We start from the raw sequence: 22,779 nt of genomic DNA on the forward strand, positions 1-22,779 counted from the left end.
CTGCCCATGTCCGGGTGGAGGGAATCTCTAAGTCATTCGGAGACCGACGCGTTCTGACCGACATCTCCTTCTCCGTCCCAGCCGGCGTCCGACTGGGTCTGATCGGCGAGAACGGCTCTGGCAAGAGCACGCTGCTTCGGATCATCGCCGGCCTGGTCGACCCGGATGCCGGCGCGATTCAGGCGACCGGGCCCGGCGGCGCGGCCACCATCGGGCTTCTGCACCAGCGCCCGCCCTTCGACCCGGGCGACTCGGTCGCCGACGCCCTCGAGTCAGCCGTCGCCGACGCCCGAGACGCGGCCACAGCGGTGGAGCAGGCCTCCCAAGCCCTGGCTGTAGATCCCACTGCGCACCGCGCCACCGAGGATCTCGCGGCCGCGCTGGATGCCGCCGAACGACTGGGCGCGTGGGAAGTCGATGCCCGCATCAGCGCGACCCTGGCCGGCTTCGGCCTGGCCCACCTTGCCCGGGACCTCCCCACCGGTGCCCTCTCCGGCGGCCAGCAGGCTCGGCTCTCACTGGCATGGCTGCTGCTCTCCCGCCCGGACGTGCTGCTGCTGGACGAGCCGACCAACCACCTCGACGACGCCGCCACCGAACACCTGCGCCAGACACTCGCCGGCTGGCCGGGCCCCGTACTGATCGTCAGTCACGACCGCGCTTTCTTGGACGAGGCCGTCACCGCCCTGGTCGATCTCGACCCCCACCCACTGCCCCATGCCGTCCACGACTCCGCAGACCCGGATGGTTCCGACACGGGCCTGGGCGTCACCCGCTTCACGGGCACCTACACCGACTACCTCCAGGAACGCCGACAGGCCCGCACACGGTGGGAGCGTCAATACGAGGAGGAGCAGGCTGAGCTCAAGCGTCTCTCTGCAGCCGTCGGCAGCAACCAGACGGTCGGGCACCCCGAGCGTGGACCTCGCACCGAGGTCCGCAAGGCGCGCAAATTCTACGCGGACCGCAACGCCAAAGTCGTCGCACACCGGGTCAACGACGCGCGCTCCCGGCTGGAGAACCTGAGGGAGCGGCAGATCCGGCGCCCGCCCCGGGAGCTGATCTTCCGCGGCCTGACCGCCGCCGACCAGCCCCAGCCGGCCACTGCCGGAACCGAAGCCGTGCTCAGTGCCGTGCAGGTCGGCGTGGAGCACCGGCTGGGGCCCGTGTCGCTCACCCTCGGTGCGGGCGCGAAGTGGCTGATCACCGGGGCCAACGGGGCAGGCAAGTCGACGTTGCTGCACGTCCTGGCTGGAAAGCTGGCCCCGTCTCAGGGGACCGTGACCCGCCGGACCGGTGCACGGGTCTCCCTGCTCACCCAGGAGACGTCCCTGCCCGATCCTCACCGGCGGGGCGACGGGCGCACGGCGGCGCAGGCGTACGCGGACCTCGCTGGCGCCGAGAGGGCCGAAGAGGTGCCGCTATCGACGTTCGGGCTCATCGCGCCCCGGGACCAGAACCGCCCTGTGGAGGCCCTCAGCGTCGGCCAGCGGCGTCGGCTAGCACTGGCCACGATCCTGGCCGACCCGCCGGAGGTGCTGCTGCTGGACGAGCCCACGAACCACCTCTCCCTGGCCCTGGTCACCGAACTCGAGGCCGCCATCCCGGACTACCCCGGAGCCGCCGTCGTCGCCTCCCACGACCGGTGGCTGCGACGTCGCTGGACCGGTGACGTCCTGCAGCTGGCCGCGCCTGCCGACATCCGAGATTGACAGTGAGGCGCCGAACTAGGCCGAGCGAGCCGTTTTCTCGGCTTCACTGAGCAGATATGCCACAGCGGCGAGCGTGAGGTGGCGGATGTAGTCGGCCAGCTCCTTAGAAACATCAGTCGGCTCGAGATGCCCGTGCCCGTCGCCGCCTGTGTTCCTGGTACTGGTGACTGCCTCGGCGGTCCTAATGACTTGTTGTCGAAGTGCAGCAACGGCCTTGGCGTTGGTGCTGTCGATCTCGCTGGGGATCGTCGACAGGCCAGCTGCGCGCATGGCCTGGCTCACTACTGCCGGCATGTCTCGGGCCGGGACGCCTGGGCTGCACTCCTTCAACAGGTGCTTCGCGGTTGCCTCCATGAGGTCTTTCGACGTCCCCAGAATGGCCCCGGGATCGAGGGAGGGGTCGCGCAACCTGCCTTGCAGTCGGCCCACAGTCTCCCGGCCACCCGCTTCGATGGCAGGGCCGATGACGAGGGGCTCCAAGCTGCCGTCGTCGGCGAGGAGAGCTCCTGCCCTCGCCAGTGAGACACGTAGCGCGCCGATCAACTCCTGGGTCTGTTCGTCGCTCGAGGAGAAAACCCGCTTGAACCGCATCTCCTCGATGATCTCTTTGACCAGGTTGATGGCTGCCTGCTCACCACGAGCATTCGCCTGGTCGAAGGCTCGGCGAAGGCGTTTGACCTTGTTGATGCTGGATCCCTGCCGGTCAATCTCAGGCGAATCGATCGCCAGCTTGCCGAAAATGGTGTCGAGGCCTCCATGCGAGGGGTACCACGTCTCCTCCATGAGCCGACTCAAACTCAACGCCACATCCGCTGCCCATGGGGTGTTCATGCCCCCATCCTGCAACACGCTGATGCACGTCTGTCGCGCCCACCTCATTCAGCGAGAGCGGCCGGGCTCCTGCCTTAGACGCGCTGGCCGGAGACGTTGGTCCATTGAGAAGGGCAGCCACGAGGCAATGCCCTACTGTTCCTGGTTTGGGTCGGGGTAGCGGCGGAGCATCCACGTTCGCTGGGCGATCCCCACTTCGAGGGTTCGACGGGTCTCCACTGGGGCGCCACCGCGGTCTCGCAGCTTGGTCAGGGCATTGATCTCGTCGCGTAGGCGGGTCCGCGTGCGTTCGAAGTTCTGGCGGCAGTTGCGACTGCAGAAGGTCTGGGGCCGGCCGGCAGAGGAGTCCGTAGGCCACACGCAGACGTTCGCGCAGTCCGGATGCATGCACCGCATCTGTTCCGCTGGCTGCAGCCCCCGAGCCAGTGCGTCGTCAATCTCCTCCCAAGTGCCTCTCTTCACTCGGTCGAGAGTCCGGACGATCGAGGGCGTCCGGGCACCACCTGCACCTCGAATCTCATGAGACATATGAACCACATCACCTTCATGCCAGCTTCATCCTCGCGAGGGTCGAGCACTACCCCTTGAATCAGGATAAAACTCATGAACCATCAGCGGCAGATTGATGGCTTCGGAGTGTGGCCCCGCAGATCTACGGGTGTCTAACCATACACATGGCCGAGCACCTCCGCTCGGGCGGTCATGAGGACAGCTACATGCCTGGCAGGGTGTTCGAGAGATGTATCTCTACGGAGGGGCGGCTCGCCACTCAGTGTGGCCGAGAGTCATGAGATCTATCCCGTTGCAGCTTTCGCTCGCACCCGTTACGGTCTGCATAGGCCGCCCGTGCCGACTGACTCTGGTGTCAGACGCGCGGGAGGGCGCAACGGTAGCCGCCGTCACGCCCTCCAAGTAGCGGCCCTGATACAACGCGAACTGAAGCGAAGGAACCGCCGTGTCCCAGCTTATGGGCGACCCCGGCGGAGGACCAGCCACACCCTGGAGCCATCTGGAGTTCTCCACTCCGGACGGCCGACTCCTCTGCCACCCCTCCGACCCCCTGCCCGACCTGCACAGCATCAGCTCCGTGCGGGCCCCGCGGTCGCACGCGCTGAGCCGGCACGTGCCCGTACACACCTTCAGCACCACGAACACGGACGTCGTCGCCGTGGAATCCGGGCTCGAGCAGGAGCTCGTCCTGGTCCTGGACCGGGATCCCTCCCAGGCCCGGCTGGTTGGTCAGCCGCTGACTGTGGAGTGGAGCGGCCAACGCGGAAGCGCGCGCCGCCACACTCCGGATCTGCTCGCGCTCGCTCAGGACGGATCCGTCACGGTCTGGGACGTCCGCCCTGAGGGCCGGCGGGACCGCGAATTCTGGGATGCCGTGCGATGCACCCGCGCGGTGTGCGAGCACTACGGGTGGGGCTACGAGCTCTTCGGCGGCCTACCCGAGGTGCACGCCATCAACCTGCGCTGGCTCTCCAGCTACCGGCACCCGATGCCCTGGTACCAGGACAAGCGCAGCACGCTCGAAGGGCTCGCCCGCATCGATGGCACCACCGTCGGGACCGTGCTCGGCACCGACGACGGCTCCGGTGAGCTGGTCTCAGCCATGTGGCACTGGGCGTGGGACGGACACCTGCAGCTGGATCTCACCCAACCCTGGAGAGCCACTACGCCGGTGCGATGGGAGCCGAGATGAACTTCGTCGTGGACCTGAACATCGGCGACCGCGTCCTCACCGATGCCGGGCCGGCCCTGGTGAAATCGATGTGGGCACTGGGCGTGGAGCTGGAGACCATCAGCGACCCGGCCAAGCTCGTCCCGTGGACGAACCTGGTCATCCGGCCGACCATCGACGGGCAGGCACAGGCCGTGGATGCGGCCCTGCACCCCTGGTGGGACCAGCTGCCGGAGAAGGTACAGCAGGATGCCGTGTTCAAGATGGAGTGCGTCCTCGAGATCCTCACCGGGTTCCGCAGCGGGCTGGCCTCCCTGGCACTGCCGCATGAGCCGGTCACACCGTTCGGCCCGCTCTACGAGGCCAGCCTGAACGCCCAGTGCGAAGCGATGGCCCGGCTGGTCAGCTTCGAGAAGTCCGCAGACCGGCAGCTGATGCGCCGGGTCCAGGACGGAGAACTCAACAGCCCCAGCGTGACAGCACGCGCGGTGAACAAATGGGTGAGGCGGTGGCAGGCCTCTGGGCTCAGGGGCCTGGTCGACGGGCGCGCCCTGCGCACCACCCAGGGATTCGGTGCCCTGGACCCCAGGTTCCTGAAGATCGCCGACCAGGAGTTCGCCCGCTTTGACGGGTCCGCCTCGGCCATCAACCGGCAGGAGATCCACCGGCGCATCCAGGTGCGCATGCACGCCGAGGGCATCACCGACGCCCACCTGCCCCAACGGCTCGTCAGCGACTACCTCAGCCACCGGTTCGCCCAGCTGGGCAAGACCACCCGGGCGCAGCGCTCCCGTCGGCAGCGGCAGATCTCCTCGACCGCCAGCGCTGCCCTGCACCACCTCGGGCACTGCGCCACGGACGTCACCCGGGCCGACAACCTCGTCTACGACGAGTTCACCGGCAAGCCCATCAGCGTGGAGATCGCCACCATCATGAGCGTCCCGGCCCGGGTCATTGTCGCGGTCCGGGTGTTCCCGAAGTCGGTGAGCGCCACCGAGATCGCCCTGCTGCTCTACGACGCGATGCGGCCCCAGTCGATGGCCGTCGATCAGGACGGTGCCGGTGACTGGCGCTGGTGCGGGGTCCCGACCTCCCTCCAGCTGCCCGGGCAGGCTCCCCCACTGGCCAACGACCCCGCCACCGGGTTGGGCGAGCATGCGATCCCCGCGGTGACCCCCACCCACCTGCGCATGGACAACGGATCCATCTTCCGCAGCGAGCAGCTGCGCCGGCTCGCCCTGCACTGGTCGATCACGTTGAGCCACTCCCGCGGCACCCGTCCCACGGACAATCCGCACATCGAGCGCTTCCACGAGACACTGCAGCGCTTCTACCAGCAGCTGCCCGGCTACAAGGGCCGCAACGTCTCCGAGCGCGGCAGCTGGGCCGGCGTGTTGGCCGAGGCGCCCCTGCTCACCCCAGCCGAGCTCGAGCGGCAGCTGCGACAGTTCATCGCCCTGGACTACCACCGACGACCCCACACCGGGCTGTCCCTGCCCGGGGCACCCGAGGTGAACATCTCCCCGCTGGAGATGTTCGACTGGATCCTGGCCACCACCGGACGGATCCACGTCCCCCAGCACCCGGACCTGATCTACCAGTTCCTGCCCACCCGCTGGCTCACCCCGAACCACGCCGGCGTCGAGTACCGCAACCTCACCTACGACGCCCGGATCCTGGACGAGTTCCGCGACCCCGTCCCGGGGCGGTTCCGGGACGACGACGCCACGGTCCCGTTCCACTACGACCCCAGGGACGCCACCCGGCTCTGGTTCCGCCACCCCGACACCGACCGCATCCACGAGATCCCCTGGCGCAACCGTCACCTCTTGCACGCGCCCCTGACCGACGTCGTCCTCGAGGAGGCCCGCCGGCGCATCCGCGCCCGCGGCGGCCCCAAGGCTCTGACCGGCGCGCTCATCGACCGCCAGCTCATCGAAGAGATCGGGCACCTGGCACACACCCGGTCGGACGAGACCTGGTCCACCACGATGGCCGCCTCCCGCATGCGCTTCGACCAAGCCCAGCTCGATCACGACGAAGCCGCCCTCGCGCACCGTCTCGCCACCCCAGAGGCACCTGCCGAGCTCGGCCCCGGCGGACGGCACCTCCACCTGGTTCAACCGACGGCGGAGCCGGACCGGACCGCCACCCACGGCCTCGCCGGCCTCTTCGAGCGCTGGCCCGACTACGCGCAGGAGATCTGATGGACGCCCTGCTCTGGCACACCCAGGCCATGACCCCCGCGCCTACCGCGCCTGAGCCGGTCCTGCTGCACGAGTTCGGCCAGCTCTCGCCCGAAGCCCAGAACGAGTATTGGACCCGACTGAACAGGTGGATGTGCGCGACCACCCTCGACTGCGAACGCGCCGACGCGCTGCGCGCCGGCATGGACCGGGTCGTCTACCGCAACGCTTACTCCCGGTCCGGGGCCAAGACCATCATCGGCCTGTCCGCACCCAACGGGGTGGGCAAGTCGACGTTCATCAAGTCCTACGCCCAAGACCGGTACCACCAGTCGATGCAGGGCCAGGCGGTCGACAAGCTGCCCTCCCACACGGACAGCTCCGGCGCCCCCTCGCACTGGATCCCCCAGGTCTACATCACCCTGCGCGCCGCCTCCGAGGTCGCCGACGTCAACGCCGCGATCCTCAGCTACCTGGGCTACCCGATCATGGGACGAACCACCAAGGACACCACCCTGCTGGTCCACGCCGTCGCCCGACACGGGGTCAGGCTGCTCATCCTCGATGACGCCCACATGCTCCGCGCCAAGCAAGCCCGAGCCCGCGACGTGCTCGACTACGTGAAGTTCCTCAACACGATGATGGGCGAACGCGACGGCACCCTCGTCCTCGTGGGAGCCAACATGGAAGGCGGCCCCGTCTACGAAGACCCTCAGCTCGCGGCCCGGCTGCGCACCTTCGCGCTGCACCCGTACAACGTCCAGCAGGACACCACCGAACGGATGGCATGGCAGCACCTGCTGGCCGCGGTGGAGAAGAAGTTCATGCCCTACCTGGACACCGCCACCGAAGGAACCCTCACCCGGGAACTGGCCGGACCGATCTGGGCGCGCACCCAAGGCCACCTCGGAGACACCCACCAGCTGATCACCACCGCCCTGCTCGCGGCCTTCGACCAGGGCGACACCACCCTGACCAGTGAGCACCTGCACGGTGTCCGCCTCTCCGCACGAGCGGAGGCGGCAGAAGCGGACCTGGTCCGCGAAGCCACCCTGACCTCCCGCCGGGAGCAGAACCGCAAGGCCAAACGGTGACCGACCAGGGGCATCCCCTGTTCACCCTCGCCCCGATCCCCGGCGAGTCGCTGACCGGGTACGTGCTCCGGTTCAACGCCACCAGCATGGCCCCACCCCTGGCCCTGCTACCGCGCTACGCCGACGCCGATCTGCCTTCCGCCCTGGCCGCGGCGGTGCACCAGAGCACAGGGCTGGACACCCGTCAGGTCAGGCGGATGACCATGGCCGGCTGGCCGCTGGCCCTGCGCGGACGCGGAATCCAGCACCGACACGGGTGGGCCTTGCACCGGCGCGACGTCTGGCTCTGCCCCACCTGCACCCCCTTGACCGGATACCGCGCCCTGCGCTGGCGCCTGGCCCTGGCCCCGGTCTGCCTGCGCTGCCACACCCTCTTGACCCACGAGCGGACCTTCACGCCGACCCGCTCCGCCACCACAGAGGAGCTGGCCCGTCTCCGACGCCTGGACGAGCTGACGACGAGGGCCCTGCAGGGGTCGAAGACCTCCAGGTCCCACCTGTCGGTCTTGCGCCGCATCTGTGCCGCCTCAGATGCTCATGAGCCTGAGGGCGACGTCCTGCCCAGGCCGGCTCTCGGGGACACTCCCACGCCAGCAGGGAGTCAATGGGGAGCCCATCCCCCCGGTGAACCGAGCATCGTGATGAAGCAGCTGGCTACGCTGGACCCCGCGCTGCTGAACGAGTCCCGCGCCCGAGCGCACTGGCAGCAGCTGCAGCACGAGACCGCGCTGCCCCCGAGCTCCGTCGTCGTCCCGGCACCGCTGCAGGCCGAAAGCCCGCTCACCGGCGTGACCAGCCCGGCCATGGATCGGGCCCGGCGACGCGTCCTGCTGCGCCAGCTGGCGGCGCTCTGCGCAGACACCGGCCTGCGGACCCAGCACATCCCCACCGTGGTCGATCCCTGGCGGCCAACCCGCTGGTCGCGCGTCCGTGACCTGGAAGACCAGGCATTCGAAGCCCTCGCCCTGCACACCTTGCTTCTCGAGGCACTGGGCGAGGACGCCACCGGCAGCGCCGTGTTCGTCGCGCATGGCATCCCGGCCGTCGTGAACCAGCACGACCTGCTCACCCGGGTCCGCACCCGAGACACCCTGAGCCCGGGCGAGTGCGACCGGCTGCTCGCCCGCGCGCAGACCCTCGTGGATGACGGGCTCGTCGACTACGCCTACCGCCGCGGGACCCTCCTGGCTGCCCCTTCTCTGCCCCGCCTCCCCGCCGTACGCCTGCCCCGGCACCCGTTCTGGCCGGCCCGCACCATCGTCCCGGCATGGGCATGGGTGGCGTACGCCCGCGGCCTGCCCGAATCCGGCCCCGTTCCCGATGTTTCCCTCGAGGCCGTGGACCGCTTCCACGCCGACCTCGACGCCGAAGCTCGTCTGCGACTGCTCGAGGCCTTCGACGCCCACGTCCGCGGTGAGGACTGGCCCACGATCGCCTCCGCGGTCGACAGCACCTCTCCCACTGTTGCTTCCGCCCATCAGAGGATCGCCTGATGTCGACGCTGCTGCCTATCCGCCCCAGACCCGCCCCTGAGGAAGCACTGGACTCCTACCTCGAACGCGTGGCCACCGCCAACGGGGTCACCACCAGCGGCCTCGTTCGACAGCTGACCGCGGAGGCCGCGGCGCCCCTGCGTTTCACGAACATCGCCCCACCGCCACCAATCATGGACGTGCTGGCCTCCTGGACAGGCGCGGACCCGGGCCTCCTGCAGGACTGCCTGTTGACCCGGTACCCGATCATCCCGATCATCGACAGCCAGAACCGTCATGCAACCCGGTCGCTGGTGGCCCACGGGTGGGTGCTGCTCAACCGCTCTCAGGCTTGTCCGTGGTGTCTGGCCGAGACCGGGGTCTGGAAGATCTCGTGGCGTCTGGCCTGGGTCACCGCGTGCCTGGACCACGGACGTCTCCTCGCGACCGACTGCCCTGGGTGCCAGAAGCCGCTGCGCACGACTGATCACGGTGTGCTCCGTCCCTCCGGCCCCGGATCGATCTGCGGAAACCCCCGCCCTCAGGGACAGGGCAAACGGTGCCCCTTCGACCTGAGCCGGATCTCCCCGCCCTCCGTGCCCTCGCCGGTGTTGCAACAGCAACGACGCGTCGAGCGCGCCCTCCGCGGAGCGGACGTCGATCTCGACGGCCACTCCGTGGACGGAACGGTCTACCTGCAGCTGGTTCAAGCCCTCGCTGCTGGAGTCCTGGGTCGACCGACCTCGGCACAAGCGACGCTCTCCCGTGCCGCAGACCACGTGCCGTGGACACGTCCAGGAGCAGTCATCCGCGCGCGGCCAGCCCCGCGGCCAGCGCGTCTCAGGGCGTCCGCCGGTGTTCAGATCGACCAGATCCTGGCCCTGTATTCGCTACCCATCTCGCTGGCGGCCGGAAGCCGGGGAAGACCCGCAACCCGGCAGTGACTCCGGCCCGGTAGGTCCCGACGGCTGAGCCTGGCGGTCGTGCTCCGCCCTTAGCGTCCCTCATTGAGCCCGTCGGATTCCACGTCTTCGTGGGATTCCAGCCCAAGGCGGCGCCCGCCTGTGGCCCCTGGAAGGTCGCCGTCGATCGGGGCACGCCAGCGTTCGAGTGCCTCCAGGTCGGCGATCAGTTCATCCACGCTGGAGTAGAACCGCGAGAACGGAGACAGCGCTCCGTCGTGGCTGGGAGGATCCACCTGAAAACCTGCGACGCCGTTCATCTCTTCTGAGAAGACGTAGACCGGCGTTGGCATGTCGTCCTCGTTCTGGTCGGCAGGAAGGCTTGGCTCGTAGGACCACGCCTCGTCCAGTCCGATGTCGAGTGCGCCGAGGTCGAAGCGCCAACCGCGTCGAGGCCCAAGCACGTAGAGGAGCCTCACTTCGTAGAACCACGTCCCGTATCCCGCCTCAGCGATCTGGTTCTTGATCCGCCGGACTCGGGGGTGCTCCTGCGCGGAGGTCGTGTGGTCGAGGTTCATCATCGAGCTCCTATCTGAGGCTCTCCCGGGAGCCCTTCAACGCTGCTTTCGCAGGCTTCAGACCTCTCCGGCCGCGGGCTTCTCTCTACATCTTGTGTCTGAAACTGAAGCGTCCCGGGTGCGATGCCGCTTCCTTTCGAGTTCGAGAGGATGTTGTTCATGCCGAAGAAGTTCGATCCCGAGGTGAAGGACCGCGCGGTGCGGATGGTCCTGGACCGTGTCGAGGAAGCCGGGTCAGTCACGAAGGCCGTGGCTTTGGTGTCGCCGAAGGTCGACGTGGGGCGCGAGACCTTGCGCCGCTGGGTCTGTCAGCACCGCGTCGACGCCGGCCTCAAGGACGGGCCGACCAGCGATGACCTGGCCGAGCTCAAGCGCCTGCGCGGCGAGGTCAAGCGATTGCGGGAGGACAACGAGATCCTGCGCAAGGCCTCGATTTTCTTCGCGGGGGAGCTCGACCCCCGCAACCGATGATCATGGGATTCATCGATCAGATGCGCGCCAAGGGGCATGCGGTCGAGTCGATCTGCAGGGTGCTCCGTCAGGAGGGCTGTCAGATCGCCGCACGCACCTACCGGGCGTGGCGCCGCCGCAGCGCGTCGGCTCGTGACACGTCCGACGCGGTCCTGCTCAACGTCCTGCACGACCTTGTCGGCACCCCGGAAGGGCTGTACGGGCGTCGGAAGATGACCGCGTGGCTGCGTCGAGAAGGTCACCAGGTCGGCGCCGGTCGTGTGGACCGGCTCATGCGGGTTGCGGGGATGAACGGTGTGCGTCGAGGCAGGCCAGTGCGCACCACCGTCCCGGCCAAGGACGGCTGCCGTGCCGGTGACCTGCTCAATCGAGACTTCACCGCGGCCGCGCCGAACACGAAGTGGGTCGCGGACTTCACCTATGTGCGCACGTGGGCGGGCTTCGTATACGTCGCGTTCGTGCTGGACTGCTACTCGCAGAGAATCCTCGCCTGGCATGCCGCGACGGCCAAGACGACCCCGCTGGTCCTGACCCCGCTGCGGATCGCGTTGTGGGACCGTGACCGGCACGGGCACCCTGTGCAGCCCGGCGAGCTGATCGCGCACAGCGATGCCGGGTCGCAGTACACGAGCCTTCGCTTCGCCGAGCACCTGGCCGCCGAGGGCATCGCCGCGTCCATCGGGACCGTCGCCGATGCGTATGACAACGCGCTCATGGAATGCGTCATCGGCTTGTACAAGACCGAGTGCATCACCACCACGATCTTCCACAACGGCCCGTACAAGACCATCGCCGACGTCGAGTACGCCACCGCCGGATGGGTCGAGTGGTACAACAATCGAAGGCTCCACTCGTCCCTGGCTATGACCACCCCGGCCGAGTACGAGACTGCCTACTACGCCGCCCTCAACCGAGAGCTGGCACCCACATAGGAGCGGCACGAAACCCGGGACGCTTCAAACACCTCGGACACGCCATCCAGGAGTGTTGCACAATAAACTTTCGGAGCGAATGGGAGACCCGATGGGGACAATCCACAATGTGGACAAGCAGAAGCCGTGTCGGCGTGTCGGGCCTGATTGCTGCGAATGATTTTCTCACCGCCTGTGAACAGAGGTGGAGGCGGGGGGGGATTGGTGTAATCACACAGGTGTAACTACTACATGTAGTGGCGACCCAGCCACCTCGGCGCCACATATAGACTTGGAGCGCCGGGGCATCCTTGGTCTTAGAGTCAAGGGAAAACCCGGTGCGAAACAGCTCTGGGCCGTCGCGGGTGGCACCCCGATGACGACCCAGTAGCTGGACTTGAACTAGCAGTTCATCCCTCATGCTACAGACGGCGTGGGTGCAGTTCGGCGTGTTGCGTCGCTTCTCAAATCAACCGAACCGAGAGGAAGGCGCCTCATGCCTCCTACACACCACCACACCACCCATCACCCCGGAGAGATCACCCACCGCACCGGGTACTACCCCCTCCTTGACGCCGCTGGCAGGGACACTGGCGCCCGCTATCTTCTGCAGGCTGGCAACCCGATGCCGCCAACCCCGGGCGCCGGGTGGGCCTGGGGTCACCCGCACCTCTGAGTCCTCCGCATATCTGACATGAGAGAGGGGGAGGCGCGGCGACCGCTCCTCCCCCTCTCGCAGACCCAAACGTGTAAGTGCAGCCGGGGGCAGTTCACTCTCCGGCGCACATCGAAGCGGCCTCTCTAGGTTGGGGGCCAGCGAGACGCGCTAATCAAGTCGGGACGCACCCATAGCCTTGCCACATCGAGAAGATCGGGAGGTAAGCATGGAATGGGCCCGAAGCATCTACACCAACGACGTATGGAACGCCAGGAATTTTCAACATGCCAGCGATGAGCTCAAGGCCCTACATCGCTCCAACGGCAACGGATTTCGTTGCATTGAGTGCAAGGGGCAAGCCTGGTTCGTCATCCCGTTTGGCAACTCCTGTAGAGATGCAGCGAAGATTTCACACGACGCGCGGCCAAGAGTTCACAAACACGCGCCACACGTTCGTCTCTGCAAAGTAGGCCGAGCTGGAGATGAGTGAAGAAGGGCATCCAGGACGGGGCCGTGCGAATTCGCCTGGGTGCGTAGAAGGCGCCTCCAGACTGGAGCCGCGGTACTTCCTGCGGGTCGCACGAGCGCATCCACGCCCACTCCGAACACTCTGCATGTCTAAGAGTTGCTACTGGATCGCCATCTGCCACGTCCGGCGGCAGGGTGTCCTAGTAGGCGATCAGTGGGGGCCGTGCTCCTCTCACCAGGGAAACGTGCCGCCCAAGAACTGGGTCAGTAGTGCAGTGAGGCCACTCACGGCAGCTTGGCCGGAAGCTTCGGCGGCCCCGTCGCGCAATTTTGTCAGAAACGAGCGTGTGGACTCACCGACCGTATTGCCGTCCTCATCGAGAGCTTGTCGAAGATCTGCAACCTGATCGGGCTCGAGAAGCTTGGCGGCAGCATCCAAAAGTCCCTCACGATCTCCAGGAGTCACGCGAGCGTCAATTGCAACTGAGGCGGCGCCGTCAACCTGCCCTTGTGAGACCACCGATGCCCGGTCGCCATAGATGTTTTGGGTGATGATTTGAAGAGAGACGCTGCGTGCTTCTCCCCGTGTGCCCTCCGCATCCTTGCCGACATCGCCCACTGATGGATCAATGGCTTCGAGCTCCAACAGCAGCTCTAGGGCAGAGGTGCGCACACGATCGACGATGCCCTCCAGATGCGTCCGGGGCAGGACTCTGCAGGCCGATGCGAGCTCCATCATCTCAACTCTGGGCGCTTTGCCTTCATTGCCGAGGCGACGGAACTCATCGACCCAAATGAGAGGAAGGCTAAGCTCCGGTGAGTTCTCCCGGTCTCGGGTCAGGGCGCTGACCTCCGCCACGGGCTGGCGTAGGAAGTCTGCTTCTGCGGGTACTCGTAATGACTCTGGGATGTCCGAACGACTGAGTGACTGACGCAACGAGGCGCCCATCGGACCATGGAATGTGAGCCTGTATGGAGCGAAGAGAGTTGAGCGATAGTTCGGAGGTTTAACGTCTGGTGACCCGTACCCCTGAAGCTCGCCCTTCACCCATTCCACCATAGGGTCGGACTGGATTCGCTTTGCCACTACCAGACATTGCCGCAATGCGTGTTCGATCTGCACATTCGGATCTGACAAGGTCTCAATTGCGCGAGTGATAGTGAAAGTCATCAGAAAAAGCACCAATCGGTGTGGCGGACGTGGCAGACGGTGGCACGTGGACAGTCCTAGAACTTTTCGTGAAACGGTCGCATATGGGCAAGGCTGAGGCTTCAAGAGGCTTGCGAGGGCCTTCTATCGAGCCGCAGACCTCTGACGGGGCCGCAGAGGCCAAACCATGACTGTCTCGCTCGTCAGTTTTCCAGTCTCTGCCTCCCCGGGACGCTCGATAGCTCGACATACAGGTCTGTGGCGATCCGGGACTCCTCTGCCGCGTTTGATATCGTCGAGTCCATGTACAGAGGCATCGCGTCGATGAAGCTCCGCTCCGCCCGCTGACGGCGGCGGACCACTCCTGACGAAACCCGCTCGCCGTCCTGGCACCCTGCCGGGCGGCTTTCTCGTGCTGCCCGGCTCCATGACGAGCTGAGAGACCACGATGACCCTGACCCCTCTGAACACCCCTGCCCTGCCTGCAGGCAGCGCCGCCCACATCCGAGCCGAGAGCATCACCCTCACCCTGGGCGATCGAACCGTGCTGAACGACGTGGACGTCACGGTCTCCGCCGGATCCCGGCTGGCCGTCGTCGGTGAGAACGGCCGCGGCAAGACCACGCTGCTGCATGTGCTCGCCGGCACCCTGATGCCGGACTCCGGCACCGTGACCCGCGCAGGGACGGTCGCCCTCGTCGAACAGGACCTCGACGTGGACGACGACCGCACGGTCGGTGACCTCGTCCACGACTCCATCGGCGAGTCCCTCCGTGTCCTGGACCGCCTCGAGGAGGCCACCCTCGCCATGGCAGAGGGCAGGCCTGGAGCCGATGACGCCTACGCCCGAGCGCTGGAGACGGCCACCGCCCTCGACGCCTGGGACGCCGAGCGGCGCATCGACCTCGCGTTGCACGGCCTGTCCGCCTGCACGGATCGGGCTTGTCCGCTGCGGGCACTGTCCGTCGGACAGCGGTACCGCGTCCGGCTGGCCGTCGTCCTGGGCTCTGCGGTGGACCTGCTCTTGCTGGACGAGCCCACCAACCATCTCGACGCCGGGGCCCTGGAGTACCTGACACGGGCACTGAGGGAGCACGCTGGGGGGTTCGCCGTGGTCACCCATGACCGCGCACTGATGAAGGACGTCGCCGACGTCTTCCTCGACCTGGATCCCACTCGTGACGGTCGCCCCCGGCAGTACACCGGAGGCTATGAGGCCTGGGAGAAGGGGCGGCGTGCCGAGCGGGCCGCCTGGGAACAGGAGCATGAGCAGCAGCTGGCCGAACACGCCGCCCTCACCAGCGCGGCCGAGGCCGCCCGCGGACGTCTCCAGGACCGGTGGCGTCCGGACAAGGGGACGGGCAAGCACCAGCGGGCCACTCGCGCCGGCGGCGTGGTCCAAACCTTCAACCGCAGGATGCGGGATCTGGCGGCGCACGAGATCACCGTGCCGGACCCGCCCCGGTCCCTGACGTGGCCGGCCTCGACGACCAGGGCAGGCCGGCCACTGCTCAGTGCGGAGGGGGTCGGCCTGGCCGGCCGCCTCCACGGGCCGGCCTCCGTCGAGCTCCACGGCGGGGATCGCCTGCTGCTCACCGGCCCGAACGGCGCCGGCAAGTCCACGTTGCTCCAGGTCCTCGCCGGCATCCTCGAGCCCACTGCCGGCCGCATCCTGCGGCACACGGGCGCGAAGATCGCGCTGCTCGCCCAGGAAGTGCCCGCATGGAACCCGCGACACACGGCGCGGCAGGCGTTCGAGGCGCACCTGCACCGCAACGGTCTGATGGCGAGGAACAACGGTGTGCCGTCACTCGGGTCATTGGGCCTGCTAGAACCGCGGAGCCTGGACACGCCCGTTGGGCGGATGTCTCAGGGGCAGCAGCGAAGGCTCCACCTGGCGCTGTGCCTGGCTGAACAGCCGGACCTGTTGATGCTCGACGAGCCGACCAACCACCTCTCCGCCGCGCTGGTGGACGAGCTCACGGACGCCATCCGGGAGACCCGGGCGGCCGTGGTGGTGGCCACTCACGACCGCCAGATGCTCCGAGACCTGACCGACTGGCCGCGTCTCGAGCTGAGCACCGAGGGGGTGAGCCGTTGACCTCGATCACCGCACTGGCACCTCTGTCCTCTCCCCGGTATCGGCCGCTGTTCCTGGCGATGGTGCTGGCCATCTTCGGCCAGGGTGCCTGGAACCTGTACCTGGCCATGCAAGTGCTGGAGCTCGGAGCTGATCCGCCGACGCTGGCCGGCGTCGTCATGTGGAGCGGTGTCGGCCTGCTGGCTGCCTCACTGCCGGCCGGCGTCGTCGCCGATCGCCTGTCGAAGAAGGGGATCCTGGTGGCCGTCCTGGTCGTCAATGCGGTGGCGGCCGGTGTCGTCTCCGGCCTCGCCACGATGGGGGCCGTTCAGTACTGGCTCCTGGGATTGTCAGCACTGATCGTCGGGGCATCGACGGCGTTCTTCTTCCCGGCCTACACGGCGTTGGTGCCGCTGCTCGTCGAGGAAGAGCAGCTGATGGCCGTGAACGGCCTCGAGGGGGCGACGCGGCCCGTCGTCGGTCAGGCCCTGGCACCAGCCCTGACCGGGGCGGTCATCGGTGCGACGACACCTCCTGCGGGCGGGCTGCTCATTGCCCTTTCGCTCGCGGCCGGCGCGGTGCTGGCCGCCCGCCTGCCTGCGGTGGGCCCTCCAGATACGAATGCGGCGCCTCAGCACCCGTTCCGGGACCTGGCCGAGGGATTCACGTACGTCCTCCGGACGCGCTGGGTGAGGAGCAGCGTCCTGTTCGCCGCCGTCATGGGCCTGGTGACGACCGGCGTCCTCGAGGTGCTGCTGCCGGTGCTGCTGCGCGACGGCCACGAGAACGGTGCCGCGGTCTACGGGGCGGTGCTGGCGGCGCTGGGCGTCGGCGGGCTGGTCGGCTCGCTGCTTGCTGGCGGCATGGAGGCGCCGCGGCGGTTCCTGCCCGTAATGGTGGGAGTCTGGGCTCTGGCCTGTGTCCCGCTGGCCCTGCCTGCTTGGACGCTGAACCCCTGGATCATCGGGGCCGGTCTGATGCTCTACGGGGCCGGCATCGGAGTGGGCATGGTGATCTGGGGGACCGTCCTCCAGGCGCACGTGCCCTTGGACATGCTCGGACGGGTGGCGAGCCTGGACTTCTTCGTTTCGATCGCGTTCATGCCGCTGTCCGTCGGGCTCGTGGGGGCGGTCTCCGCCGCCGTCGCCCCAGGAGCACTGTTCGTGGCCGCGGGGATGGTCCCGCTGGCCTTGGCCGGCGTCCTGGCACTGGCCGGGCAACTGCGTTCCGACGAGCCCCACGCGGCGTGACTCGTGCCTCGCGGCGGGGTCGGGCGATGGCTCGGCCCCACCACGCGGCAGGGGGCGCCCCCTGCTGTTCCGACGCTTCAATCGACGCGCCCACTCAGGAGGCCCGCGTGCGTCCCCTGGCCCTCACGGCGCGTAGTCGCACGATGGCAAGGGACTGCTGCACGGATAGGTGACATCTGATCTGTGACGCTGTGAGGCGTTGCTGGAAGGATGAACACCGTGCCCAAGCCCTATCCCCAGGAGTTCCGCGACGACGTCGTGCGCGTCGTCCGCGATCGTGAACCTGGCCAGACCATCAAGCAGATCGCCGCGGACTTCGGCATTGCCGAGTCCTGCCTGCGCAACTGGATGCGCCGGGCGGACGTGGAAGAGGGCTCCACACCCGGAACGAGCGCCGCCGAGCACGCCGAGCTCCGGGAGGCCAAGAAGCGCATCCGGCTGCTGGAGCAGGAGAACGAGGTTCTGCGCCGGGCGGCGGCCTATCTGTCCCAGGCGAACCTGCCGGGAAAATGAAATACCCGCTCGTCCGTGAGCTGGCCGCCGACGGGATCCCCGTCACGGTGACGTGCCGGGTCCTCAAGCTCGCCCGCCAGCCCCTACTACCGCTGGCGCGCCACCCCGGTCACCGACGCCGAACTGGCCGAGGCGTACCTGGCCAACGCGTTGTTCGACGCCCATCGCGACGACCCCGAGTTCGGCTACCGGTACCTGGCCGATGAGGCCCGAGACGCCGGCCACGCCGCGTGTGACCGGACGATGTGGCGGGTGTGCTCGGCCAACGGCTGGTGGAGCGCGTTCGGCAAGAAGCGCGGCAAGAACGGCAAGAAGCCGGGCCCACCGGTCCACGACGATCTGGTGAAACGCGATTTCACCGCCGACGCCCCGAACGAACTCTGGTTGGCCGACATCACCGAACACCGCACCGGTCAAGGCAAGCTCTACCTGTGCGCGGTCAAGGACGTGTACTCCAACCGGATCGTGGGCTACTCGATCAGCGACCGGATGAAGTCGCGCCTGGCCGTGAATGCGCTAAACAATGCCGTGGCCAGACGCACCGAGGTGGCCGGCTGTATCCTGCACACAGACCGCGGATCGCAATTTCGGTCCAGGAAATTCGTCCGCGCCCTGCACCACCACGACATGGTCGGTTCGATGGGCAAGGTCGGTGCCGCCGGTGACAACGCGGCCATGGAGAGCTTCTTCGCGCTGCTGCAGAAGAACGTCCTGGACCGTCGCACCTGGGCCACTCGCCAGGAGCTGCGGATCGCGATCGTCACCTGGATTGAGCGGACCTACCACCGCCGGCGCAGGCAGACAGCCCTGGGCCGATTGACTCCCGTTGAATACGAGACCATCATGACCGCACCGGCCGCTCAGGCAGCCTGACCCACCCTGTCACCTATCCGTGCAGCAGTCCCGGCTATACATAAAACCCGAGCTGCGCCCCTGGCCACAGCTCACGCGCATTATGGAGCCAGCACTACGAACTACGTGCCACCAACCTTACGAGACGCCCTCCCCCACGGTGTTGACCCCCAACTCTGGGCCCTTCAGCACCATGGGATGCCTTTTCTCACGCAAGGGCACATGACGCGGTACGTGTCCATCACCACTTTGGAAGACGCCGCGATTGCCATCCATCAGGTGACTGTGGAGTACTGGCGCGTGCGAGTAGAAGGCGGGACCGTCTATGAGTCGCTCGGCGGACTGGGTGGAACTGGCGACGACAATATGGCGCGGTTCATCGCGACCTTGAACACCCGCGGGAGGCACCACGGGGTCGTGCCCGCCGTTCGCGTCACAACGTTCGGAGAAGGTTCCCACGTAGTCGATTCAGCAACTGACGGGCCGCACAGGGTGACCTCGACTAGGGAGCTGGCAATGTTGCTAAGGATCATCCCGGATGAACCTGGTTGCTACACGTGGGCCGCCACTATCCGAGCCAGCATCAACGGCATCTACCAAGACTTCGAGATTCGTACCAGCGAGTGGTATGGCCACAGGTTCGAGAACCAGTTCTACTTTGGCCAAGGACACCAAACCTACAAAGAGGTCCTCAATGCCGACTTCCAGCCCGCCGGGTGGGAACTGGAGACATAGTGGTACTCGTCGGGGTCGCTGGTTGCCCCACCGACTTTTCGCACAGACGGTGTCGGAGCTGGTTCTGCGAAGGATTCGCCGCGTGTCGTATGAACTCTTCGCTGCATCTCTACAATATGTCTCATAGGTAGTTGAGCGTTCTGCCTCTTGACGGTGTCTGCGCACGGTGGGGGGACTATTGACCAGGCGCGACTCAGATAGGTTTCAACCGTGACGCGCACCCTCGAGGAGATCTGGCCGCCCTACGGACTCGTCGTCGAGGCCGGTGATCTGCGGATGACCGCGCTGCGCGAGGCCGACGTGCCGGAGGTGCTGGACGTGGTGGCGGGCGGAATCCACGACCCGTCGTGGACGCCGTTCCTGTTCCCGTGGACCGACGGCCCGGCCGAGGAGATGCCCGCGAACTACCTACGGTTCTACGCCTCCACCCTCACCCGCACTGTGGACGGCGACGTGAGCCTCGAGCTTGTGGTGCGGCGGAACGGCCAGGTGATCGGCATGCAGGGCATGAACGGTCCCGACGTTGCCGGCACCCGCCGCCTGGAGACCGGCTCCTGGCTGGGCCTGCCGTTCCAAGGCCAGGGGCTGGGCACTCGGATGCGGCGCATGATGTGCGCGCTCGCGTTCGACGGCCTGGGTCTCGACGCCGTCACCTCCTCCGCCTGGGAGGACAACGCCGCCTCCCGGCGGGTCAGCGAGAAGGTTGGCTACCTGGAGACCGGCCGCGGCCAGGCTGAGCGCCGCGGCGTGCCGACCGGCGAGGTGTTCTTCGAGCTGCGCCCGAAGGACTTCGTGCGCGGCGACGATCCCGTGGAGATCACGGGCGCGGCGGCGCTCCGCCGGTTCCTGGGGCTGGGATGACCCCACCAGCAGCCCTGTCGCTTGACCTGGACGGTAGCCTCCTGGACTACGATCACGCGGCACACGCCGCACTCTGCACAGCAGTCGGCGCTGCAGGCCTGACCGACGTGAGCCGCTCTTCTGCCATGTCGTTGTGGCGCGACCTCATAATCTCCAATTCCAAGAGCATGTCTGCCATGCCCTGGGAGTTCCACCCGATGCGGGCTGGTACATCGGCGACACCTTGGAGGCAGACACCCAGGGCGCCATCACGGCAGGATTGCAGGGGATCTGGCTGAACCGAGCCGGTGACACAGATCAGCAGGCAGAACCGCCGCGGGCGTCCTCGCAGACCGAAGTGCTGGAATGGGCCCGCGCAGGCTCGAACGTCATCGGCTAGGGCGCGCGATTATTCGTGTTGGTCGGCTCTTGGCCACACTGGCCAGAGTCCATCGGGAGTCGCGTGAAATCTTCACTGCATCTCGACAGCTATGTAGCCCCGGGCGTTCTCGACGGACTCTCGGAACGGAACACAGAACCGGGCCGCCTACAGCGGCCGGGTGGCCGAGTACACGGAGCTGCGGGGGGCCATGAATGCCGTGGCCGAGGACGACAGGCTGCTGGTCGAAGCCTGGGCCGACCGGGCGGGTGGGGAGTTGAGTCCCTGATAGTGGTGGACCACGAGGCGGCCCGAGACGGGAACCTGGCCACCAGCCGCTCACCCGATGACCTCTGCCTTCTGTTCCGCCGCGGTGGTACTGTCCAGCCCACCGGAGCCGGAAACCGCTCGTGAGCAGCCCGGTACGCCACATGGCGCAGACGGGGCTGACTACCGGCTCGACACCCGGCACCTCGGTACCTCGGTACCCGCCACCCTCCTATAAGCCAGCACCGGTCGAGGACGCGCCAGCCCTTCGAGGATCTCAGCCCACGTCCCACCTCAGGACAACCAGAAGGAAGTGATCGCGGATGCGACGGATAACGTTGCCGAGCGGGGAGTCCATCCCTGTGCTGGGCCAGGGCACCTGGGGCTGGGGTGAGGACCCCGGCCGCCGCGGCGACGAGGTCGCCGCGCTGCACGCCGGCCTCGAGCTGGGCATGACGCTGGTCGACACCGCCGAGATGTACGCCGACGGCGGCGCGGAGGAGGTGGTCGGTGAAGCATTGGCGGGTCGCCGCGACGAGGCGTTCGTGGTCAGCAAGGTCCTGCCGTCCCACGCCTCCCGTTCCGGCACGATCGCGGCCTGCGAACGCAGCCTGAAACGCCTGGGCACCGATCGGATCGACCTCTACCTGCTGCACTGGCAGGGCAGGTACCCGCTGCAGGACACCGTCGCGGCTTTCCAACAGCTCGTCGAGGACGGGAAAATCCGATACTGGGGCGTCAGCAACTTCGACCACCGGGCCCTCGCCGAGCTGCAGGACGTGCCGGGCAGCAGCGGGCTGGCCACGGATCAGGTGCTGTACAACCTGTCGCGGCGAGGACCGGAGTACGACCTCCTGCCGTGGTGCGCCGACCACCAGCTGCCGGTCATGGCGTACTCGCCGATCGAGCAGGGCCGCATCCTTCACGACACGACGCTGAACGACGTCGCGACCCGTCACAGCGTCAGCCCCGCGGCGGCGGCCCTCGCCTGGGTGCTGCGCCGCGACTCGCTCTGCACGATCCCCAAGGCGAGCAGCCCGCAGCACGTGCGCGACAACGCCACAGCACTGGACGTGGAACTGACCCGCGACGACCTGGATGCTCTGGACCGTGCGTTTCCGCCCCCGAGCGGACCGCGACCACTGGAAGTGCTGTGACCTTGCCCAAGGGCGCAGCCCGGTCGGTCCGGGCAGCCCGGGCAGTCCGAACAGCGCAAGTCTCCGAAGGACCTGCCTGTCACCTCCTCCTGAACCTGTGCACGCCATCCATCAACTCCTTTCCTCGGGCCTTGTCGGGTTCGCGGTAGGCGCTGATCATCCGCTGGCAGGTCCCCCAAGTGGCCTCGAGCCGGGCCCTCTGCTTGTCGGTGAGCAACCCGGTTCCGGCGTGCAGGGTTCGACGGGCGGAGTAGAGCGGGTCGCCCGTGCGGCCGCGGTGGCCATGCAGGTCCTGCTGGACCCGGCGGTGGCAGCGGGCCAACGCGTCGCCGGCTAACCGGGCTGCGAGCGACCGGCGTTGTGGACGCAGACGACCTGGACACTGGGCCGTGCGGTCAGGAGGATCTCCAAAGTCGGCGGTGGGGGTTCAGGCGATGTCGAGGAAGGAACGGAGCTCGGCGAAGGCCGACGGCACGACAGAGTAGTGCGCCCAGCGCCCCTTCTGCTCGCGCGTGAGCAGGCCAGCGTCGACGAGCTTCTTCATGTGGTGACTCACGGTCGGCTGGCTGATGCCCAGCGGCTCGGTGAGATC

17 protein-coding genes, 2 pseudogenes and 1 other annotated feature are annotated in these 22,779 nt (G+C 67.3%); of the genes and pseudogenes, 14 read left to right on the forward strand and 5 right to left on the reverse strand.

Annotated elements, in window-relative coordinates; genetic code table 11:
• Positions 1–14 precede the first annotated feature (14 nt).
• The gene (locus ACUXPL_RS11690) at positions 15–1,712 is read left to right on the forward strand and encodes an ABC-F family ATP-binding cassette domain-containing protein (protein ID WP_454184004.1); all 1,698 of its coding nucleotides are present in this window, start codon (positions 15–17) and stop codon (positions 1,710–1,712) included.
• Between the two features lie 15 nt (positions 1,713–1,727).
• Here ACUXPL_RS11690 and ACUXPL_RS11695 read toward each other — a convergent pair whose 3' ends face one another.
• Positions 1,728–2,543 carry an abortive infection family protein gene (locus ACUXPL_RS11695; RefSeq protein ID WP_221625883.1) on the reverse strand — a complete coding sequence of 272 codons (816 nt, stop codon included), beginning with the start codon at positions 2,541–2,543 and terminating at the stop codon, positions 1,728–1,730.
• 955 nt (positions 2,544–3,498) lie between these two features.
• Here ACUXPL_RS11695 and ACUXPL_RS11700 point away from each other — a divergent pair.
• From ACUXPL_RS11700 to ACUXPL_RS11720, 5 genes are read left to right on the forward strand one after another with little or no spacing between them, the layout of a single operon-like run.
• Positions 3,499–4,245: a TnsA-like heteromeric transposase endonuclease subunit gene (locus ACUXPL_RS11700; protein WP_185194567.1), complete on the forward strand. Its 747-nt coding sequence runs from the start codon at positions 3,499–3,501 to the stop codon at positions 4,243–4,245.
• A complete protein-coding gene (locus ACUXPL_RS11705; RefSeq protein WP_454184007.1) occupies positions 4,230–6,431 on the forward strand; it encodes a hypothetical protein in 2,202 nt (733 codons plus the stop codon). The genes ACUXPL_RS11700 and ACUXPL_RS11705 overlap by 16 nt, the downstream gene beginning before the upstream one ends.
• The gene (locus ACUXPL_RS11710; protein WP_185194569.1) at positions 6,431–7,504 is read left to right on the forward strand and encodes a TniB family NTP-binding protein; all 1,074 of its coding nucleotides are present in this window, start codon (positions 6,431–6,433) and stop codon (positions 7,502–7,504) included. The genes ACUXPL_RS11705 and ACUXPL_RS11710 overlap by 1 nt, the downstream gene beginning before the upstream one ends.
• Entirely contained in the window at positions 7,501–8,997 is a 1,497-nt protein-coding gene (locus tag ACUXPL_RS11715; RefSeq protein WP_185194570.1) for a TniQ family protein, read from the forward strand. Before ACUXPL_RS11710 ends, ACUXPL_RS11715 begins: the two co-directional genes overlap by 4 nt.
• The gene (locus ACUXPL_RS11720) at positions 8,997–9,920 is read left to right on the forward strand and encodes a TniQ family protein (RefSeq protein WP_185194571.1); all 924 of its coding nucleotides are present in this window, start codon (positions 8,997–8,999) and stop codon (positions 9,918–9,920) included. The genes ACUXPL_RS11715 and ACUXPL_RS11720 overlap by 1 nt, the downstream gene beginning before the upstream one ends.
• A gap of 50 nt (positions 9,921–9,970) precedes the next feature.
• On the opposite strand, the gene ACUXPL_RS11725 is transcribed toward ACUXPL_RS11720, so the two are convergent.
• Positions 9,971–10,456 (reverse strand): hypothetical protein, encoded by a 486-nt coding sequence (locus ACUXPL_RS11725; RefSeq protein WP_454184010.1) that lies wholly within the window; start codon positions 10,454–10,456, stop codon positions 9,971–9,973.
• 159 nt (positions 10,457–10,615) lie between these two features.
• Here ACUXPL_RS11725 and ACUXPL_RS11730 point away from each other — a divergent pair.
• Positions 10,616–11,859 (forward strand): IS3 family transposase gene (locus tag ACUXPL_RS11730; RefSeq protein ID WP_088477947.1). Its coding sequence is split into 2 segments (ribosomal slippage): positions 10,616–10,889 and positions 10,889–11,859, totalling 1,245 coding nucleotides; the frame shifts between segments, so codons are not numbered across the junction.
• Positions 10,885–11,019 (forward strand) — a sequence feature (AL1L pseudoknot). Its footprint overlaps the gene before it by 135 nt.
• A 1,337-nt stretch (positions 11,860–13,196) precedes the next feature.
• Here ACUXPL_RS11730 and ACUXPL_RS11735 read toward each other — a convergent pair.
• Entirely contained in the window at positions 13,197–14,135 is a 939-nt protein-coding gene (locus ACUXPL_RS11735) for an AbiTii domain-containing protein (RefSeq protein ID WP_127435182.1), read from the reverse strand.
• Between the two features lie 427 nt (positions 14,136–14,562).
• On the opposite strand from ACUXPL_RS11735, the gene ACUXPL_RS11740 reads away from it, so the two are divergent.
• From ACUXPL_RS11740 to ACUXPL_RS11770, 7 genes and pseudogenes are all read left to right on the forward strand, one after another.
• On the forward strand, positions 14,563–16,215 hold the full coding sequence (locus ACUXPL_RS11740; RefSeq protein ID WP_135019341.1) for an ABC-F family ATP-binding cassette domain-containing protein: 1,653 nt from the start codon (positions 14,563–14,565) through the stop codon (positions 16,213–16,215).
• Positions 16,212–17,444, forward strand: coding sequence for an MFS transporter (locus ACUXPL_RS11745; protein ID WP_240009023.1), 1,233 nt, complete (start codon positions 16,212–16,214; stop codon positions 17,442–17,444). The genes ACUXPL_RS11740 and ACUXPL_RS11745 overlap by 4 nt, the downstream gene beginning before the upstream one ends.
• Before the next feature lie 219 nt (positions 17,445–17,663).
• Positions 17,664–18,830: pseudogene (locus ACUXPL_RS11750) on the forward strand (IS3 family transposase).
• Between the two features lie 213 nt (positions 18,831–19,043).
• Complete coding sequence (locus ACUXPL_RS11755; protein ID WP_454184013.1) at positions 19,044–19,544, forward strand: hypothetical protein; 501 nt, start codon at positions 19,044–19,046, stop codon at positions 19,542–19,544.
• Between the two features lie 210 nt (positions 19,545–19,754).
• Positions 19,755–20,405: a GNAT family N-acetyltransferase gene (locus tag ACUXPL_RS11760; RefSeq protein ID WP_371485270.1), complete on the forward strand. Its 651-nt coding sequence runs from the start codon at positions 19,755–19,757 to the stop codon at positions 20,403–20,405.
• A gap of 133 nt (positions 20,406–20,538) precedes the next feature.
• Entirely contained in the window at positions 20,539–20,784 is a 246-nt protein-coding gene (locus tag ACUXPL_RS11765) for an HAD family hydrolase (RefSeq protein WP_353301162.1), read from the forward strand.
• 608 nt (positions 20,785–21,392) lie between these two features.
• The gene (locus tag ACUXPL_RS11770; protein WP_251650272.1) at positions 21,393–22,187 is read left to right on the forward strand and encodes an aldo/keto reductase; all 795 of its coding nucleotides are present in this window, start codon (positions 21,393–21,395) and stop codon (positions 22,185–22,187) included.
• A gap of 106 nt (positions 22,188–22,293) precedes the next feature.
• Here ACUXPL_RS11770 and ACUXPL_RS11775 read toward each other — a convergent pair.
• Positions 22,294–22,527, reverse strand: a pseudogene (locus tag ACUXPL_RS11775) (ISL3 family transposase); the annotation flags it as partial.
• An 87-nt stretch (positions 22,528–22,614) separates the two neighbouring features.
• Positions 22,615–22,779 (reverse strand): ArsR/SmtB family transcription factor (locus ACUXPL_RS11780; RefSeq protein WP_454184017.1); only part of this gene is annotated, 165 nt, incomplete at its 5' end.

The sequence above is a fragment of the Micrococcus sp. 140720015-1 genome, assembly GCF_053627595.1.

Excerpts from the sequence above, each read along its gene's own strand:
- ACUXPL_RS11695 (WP_221625883.1), bottom strand. The coding sequence starts at position 2,543 with ATGAACACCCCATGGGCAGCGGATGTGGCGTTGAGTTTGAGTCGGCTC.
- ACUXPL_RS11705 (WP_454184007.1), top strand. The coding sequence starts at position 4,230 with ATGGGAGCCGAGATGAACTTCGTCGTGGACCTGAACATCGGCGACCGC.
- ACUXPL_RS11710 (WP_185194569.1), top strand. The coding sequence starts at position 6,431 with ATGGACGCCCTGCTCTGGCACACCCAGGCCATGACCCCCGCGCCTACC.
- ACUXPL_RS11720 (WP_185194571.1), top strand. The coding sequence starts at position 8,997 with ATGTCGACGCTGCTGCCTATCCGCCCCAGACCCGCCCCTGAGGAAGCA.
- ACUXPL_RS11725 (WP_454184010.1), bottom strand. The coding sequence starts at position 10,456 with ATGAACCTCGACCACACGACCTCCGCGCAGGAGCACCCCCGAGTCCGG.
- ACUXPL_RS11735 (WP_127435182.1), bottom strand. The coding sequence starts at position 14,135 with ATGACTTTCACTATCACTCGCGCAATTGAGACCTTGTCAGATCCGAAT.
- ACUXPL_RS11740 (WP_135019341.1), top strand. The coding sequence starts at position 14,563 with ATGACCCTGACCCCTCTGAACACCCCTGCCCTGCCTGCAGGCAGCGCC.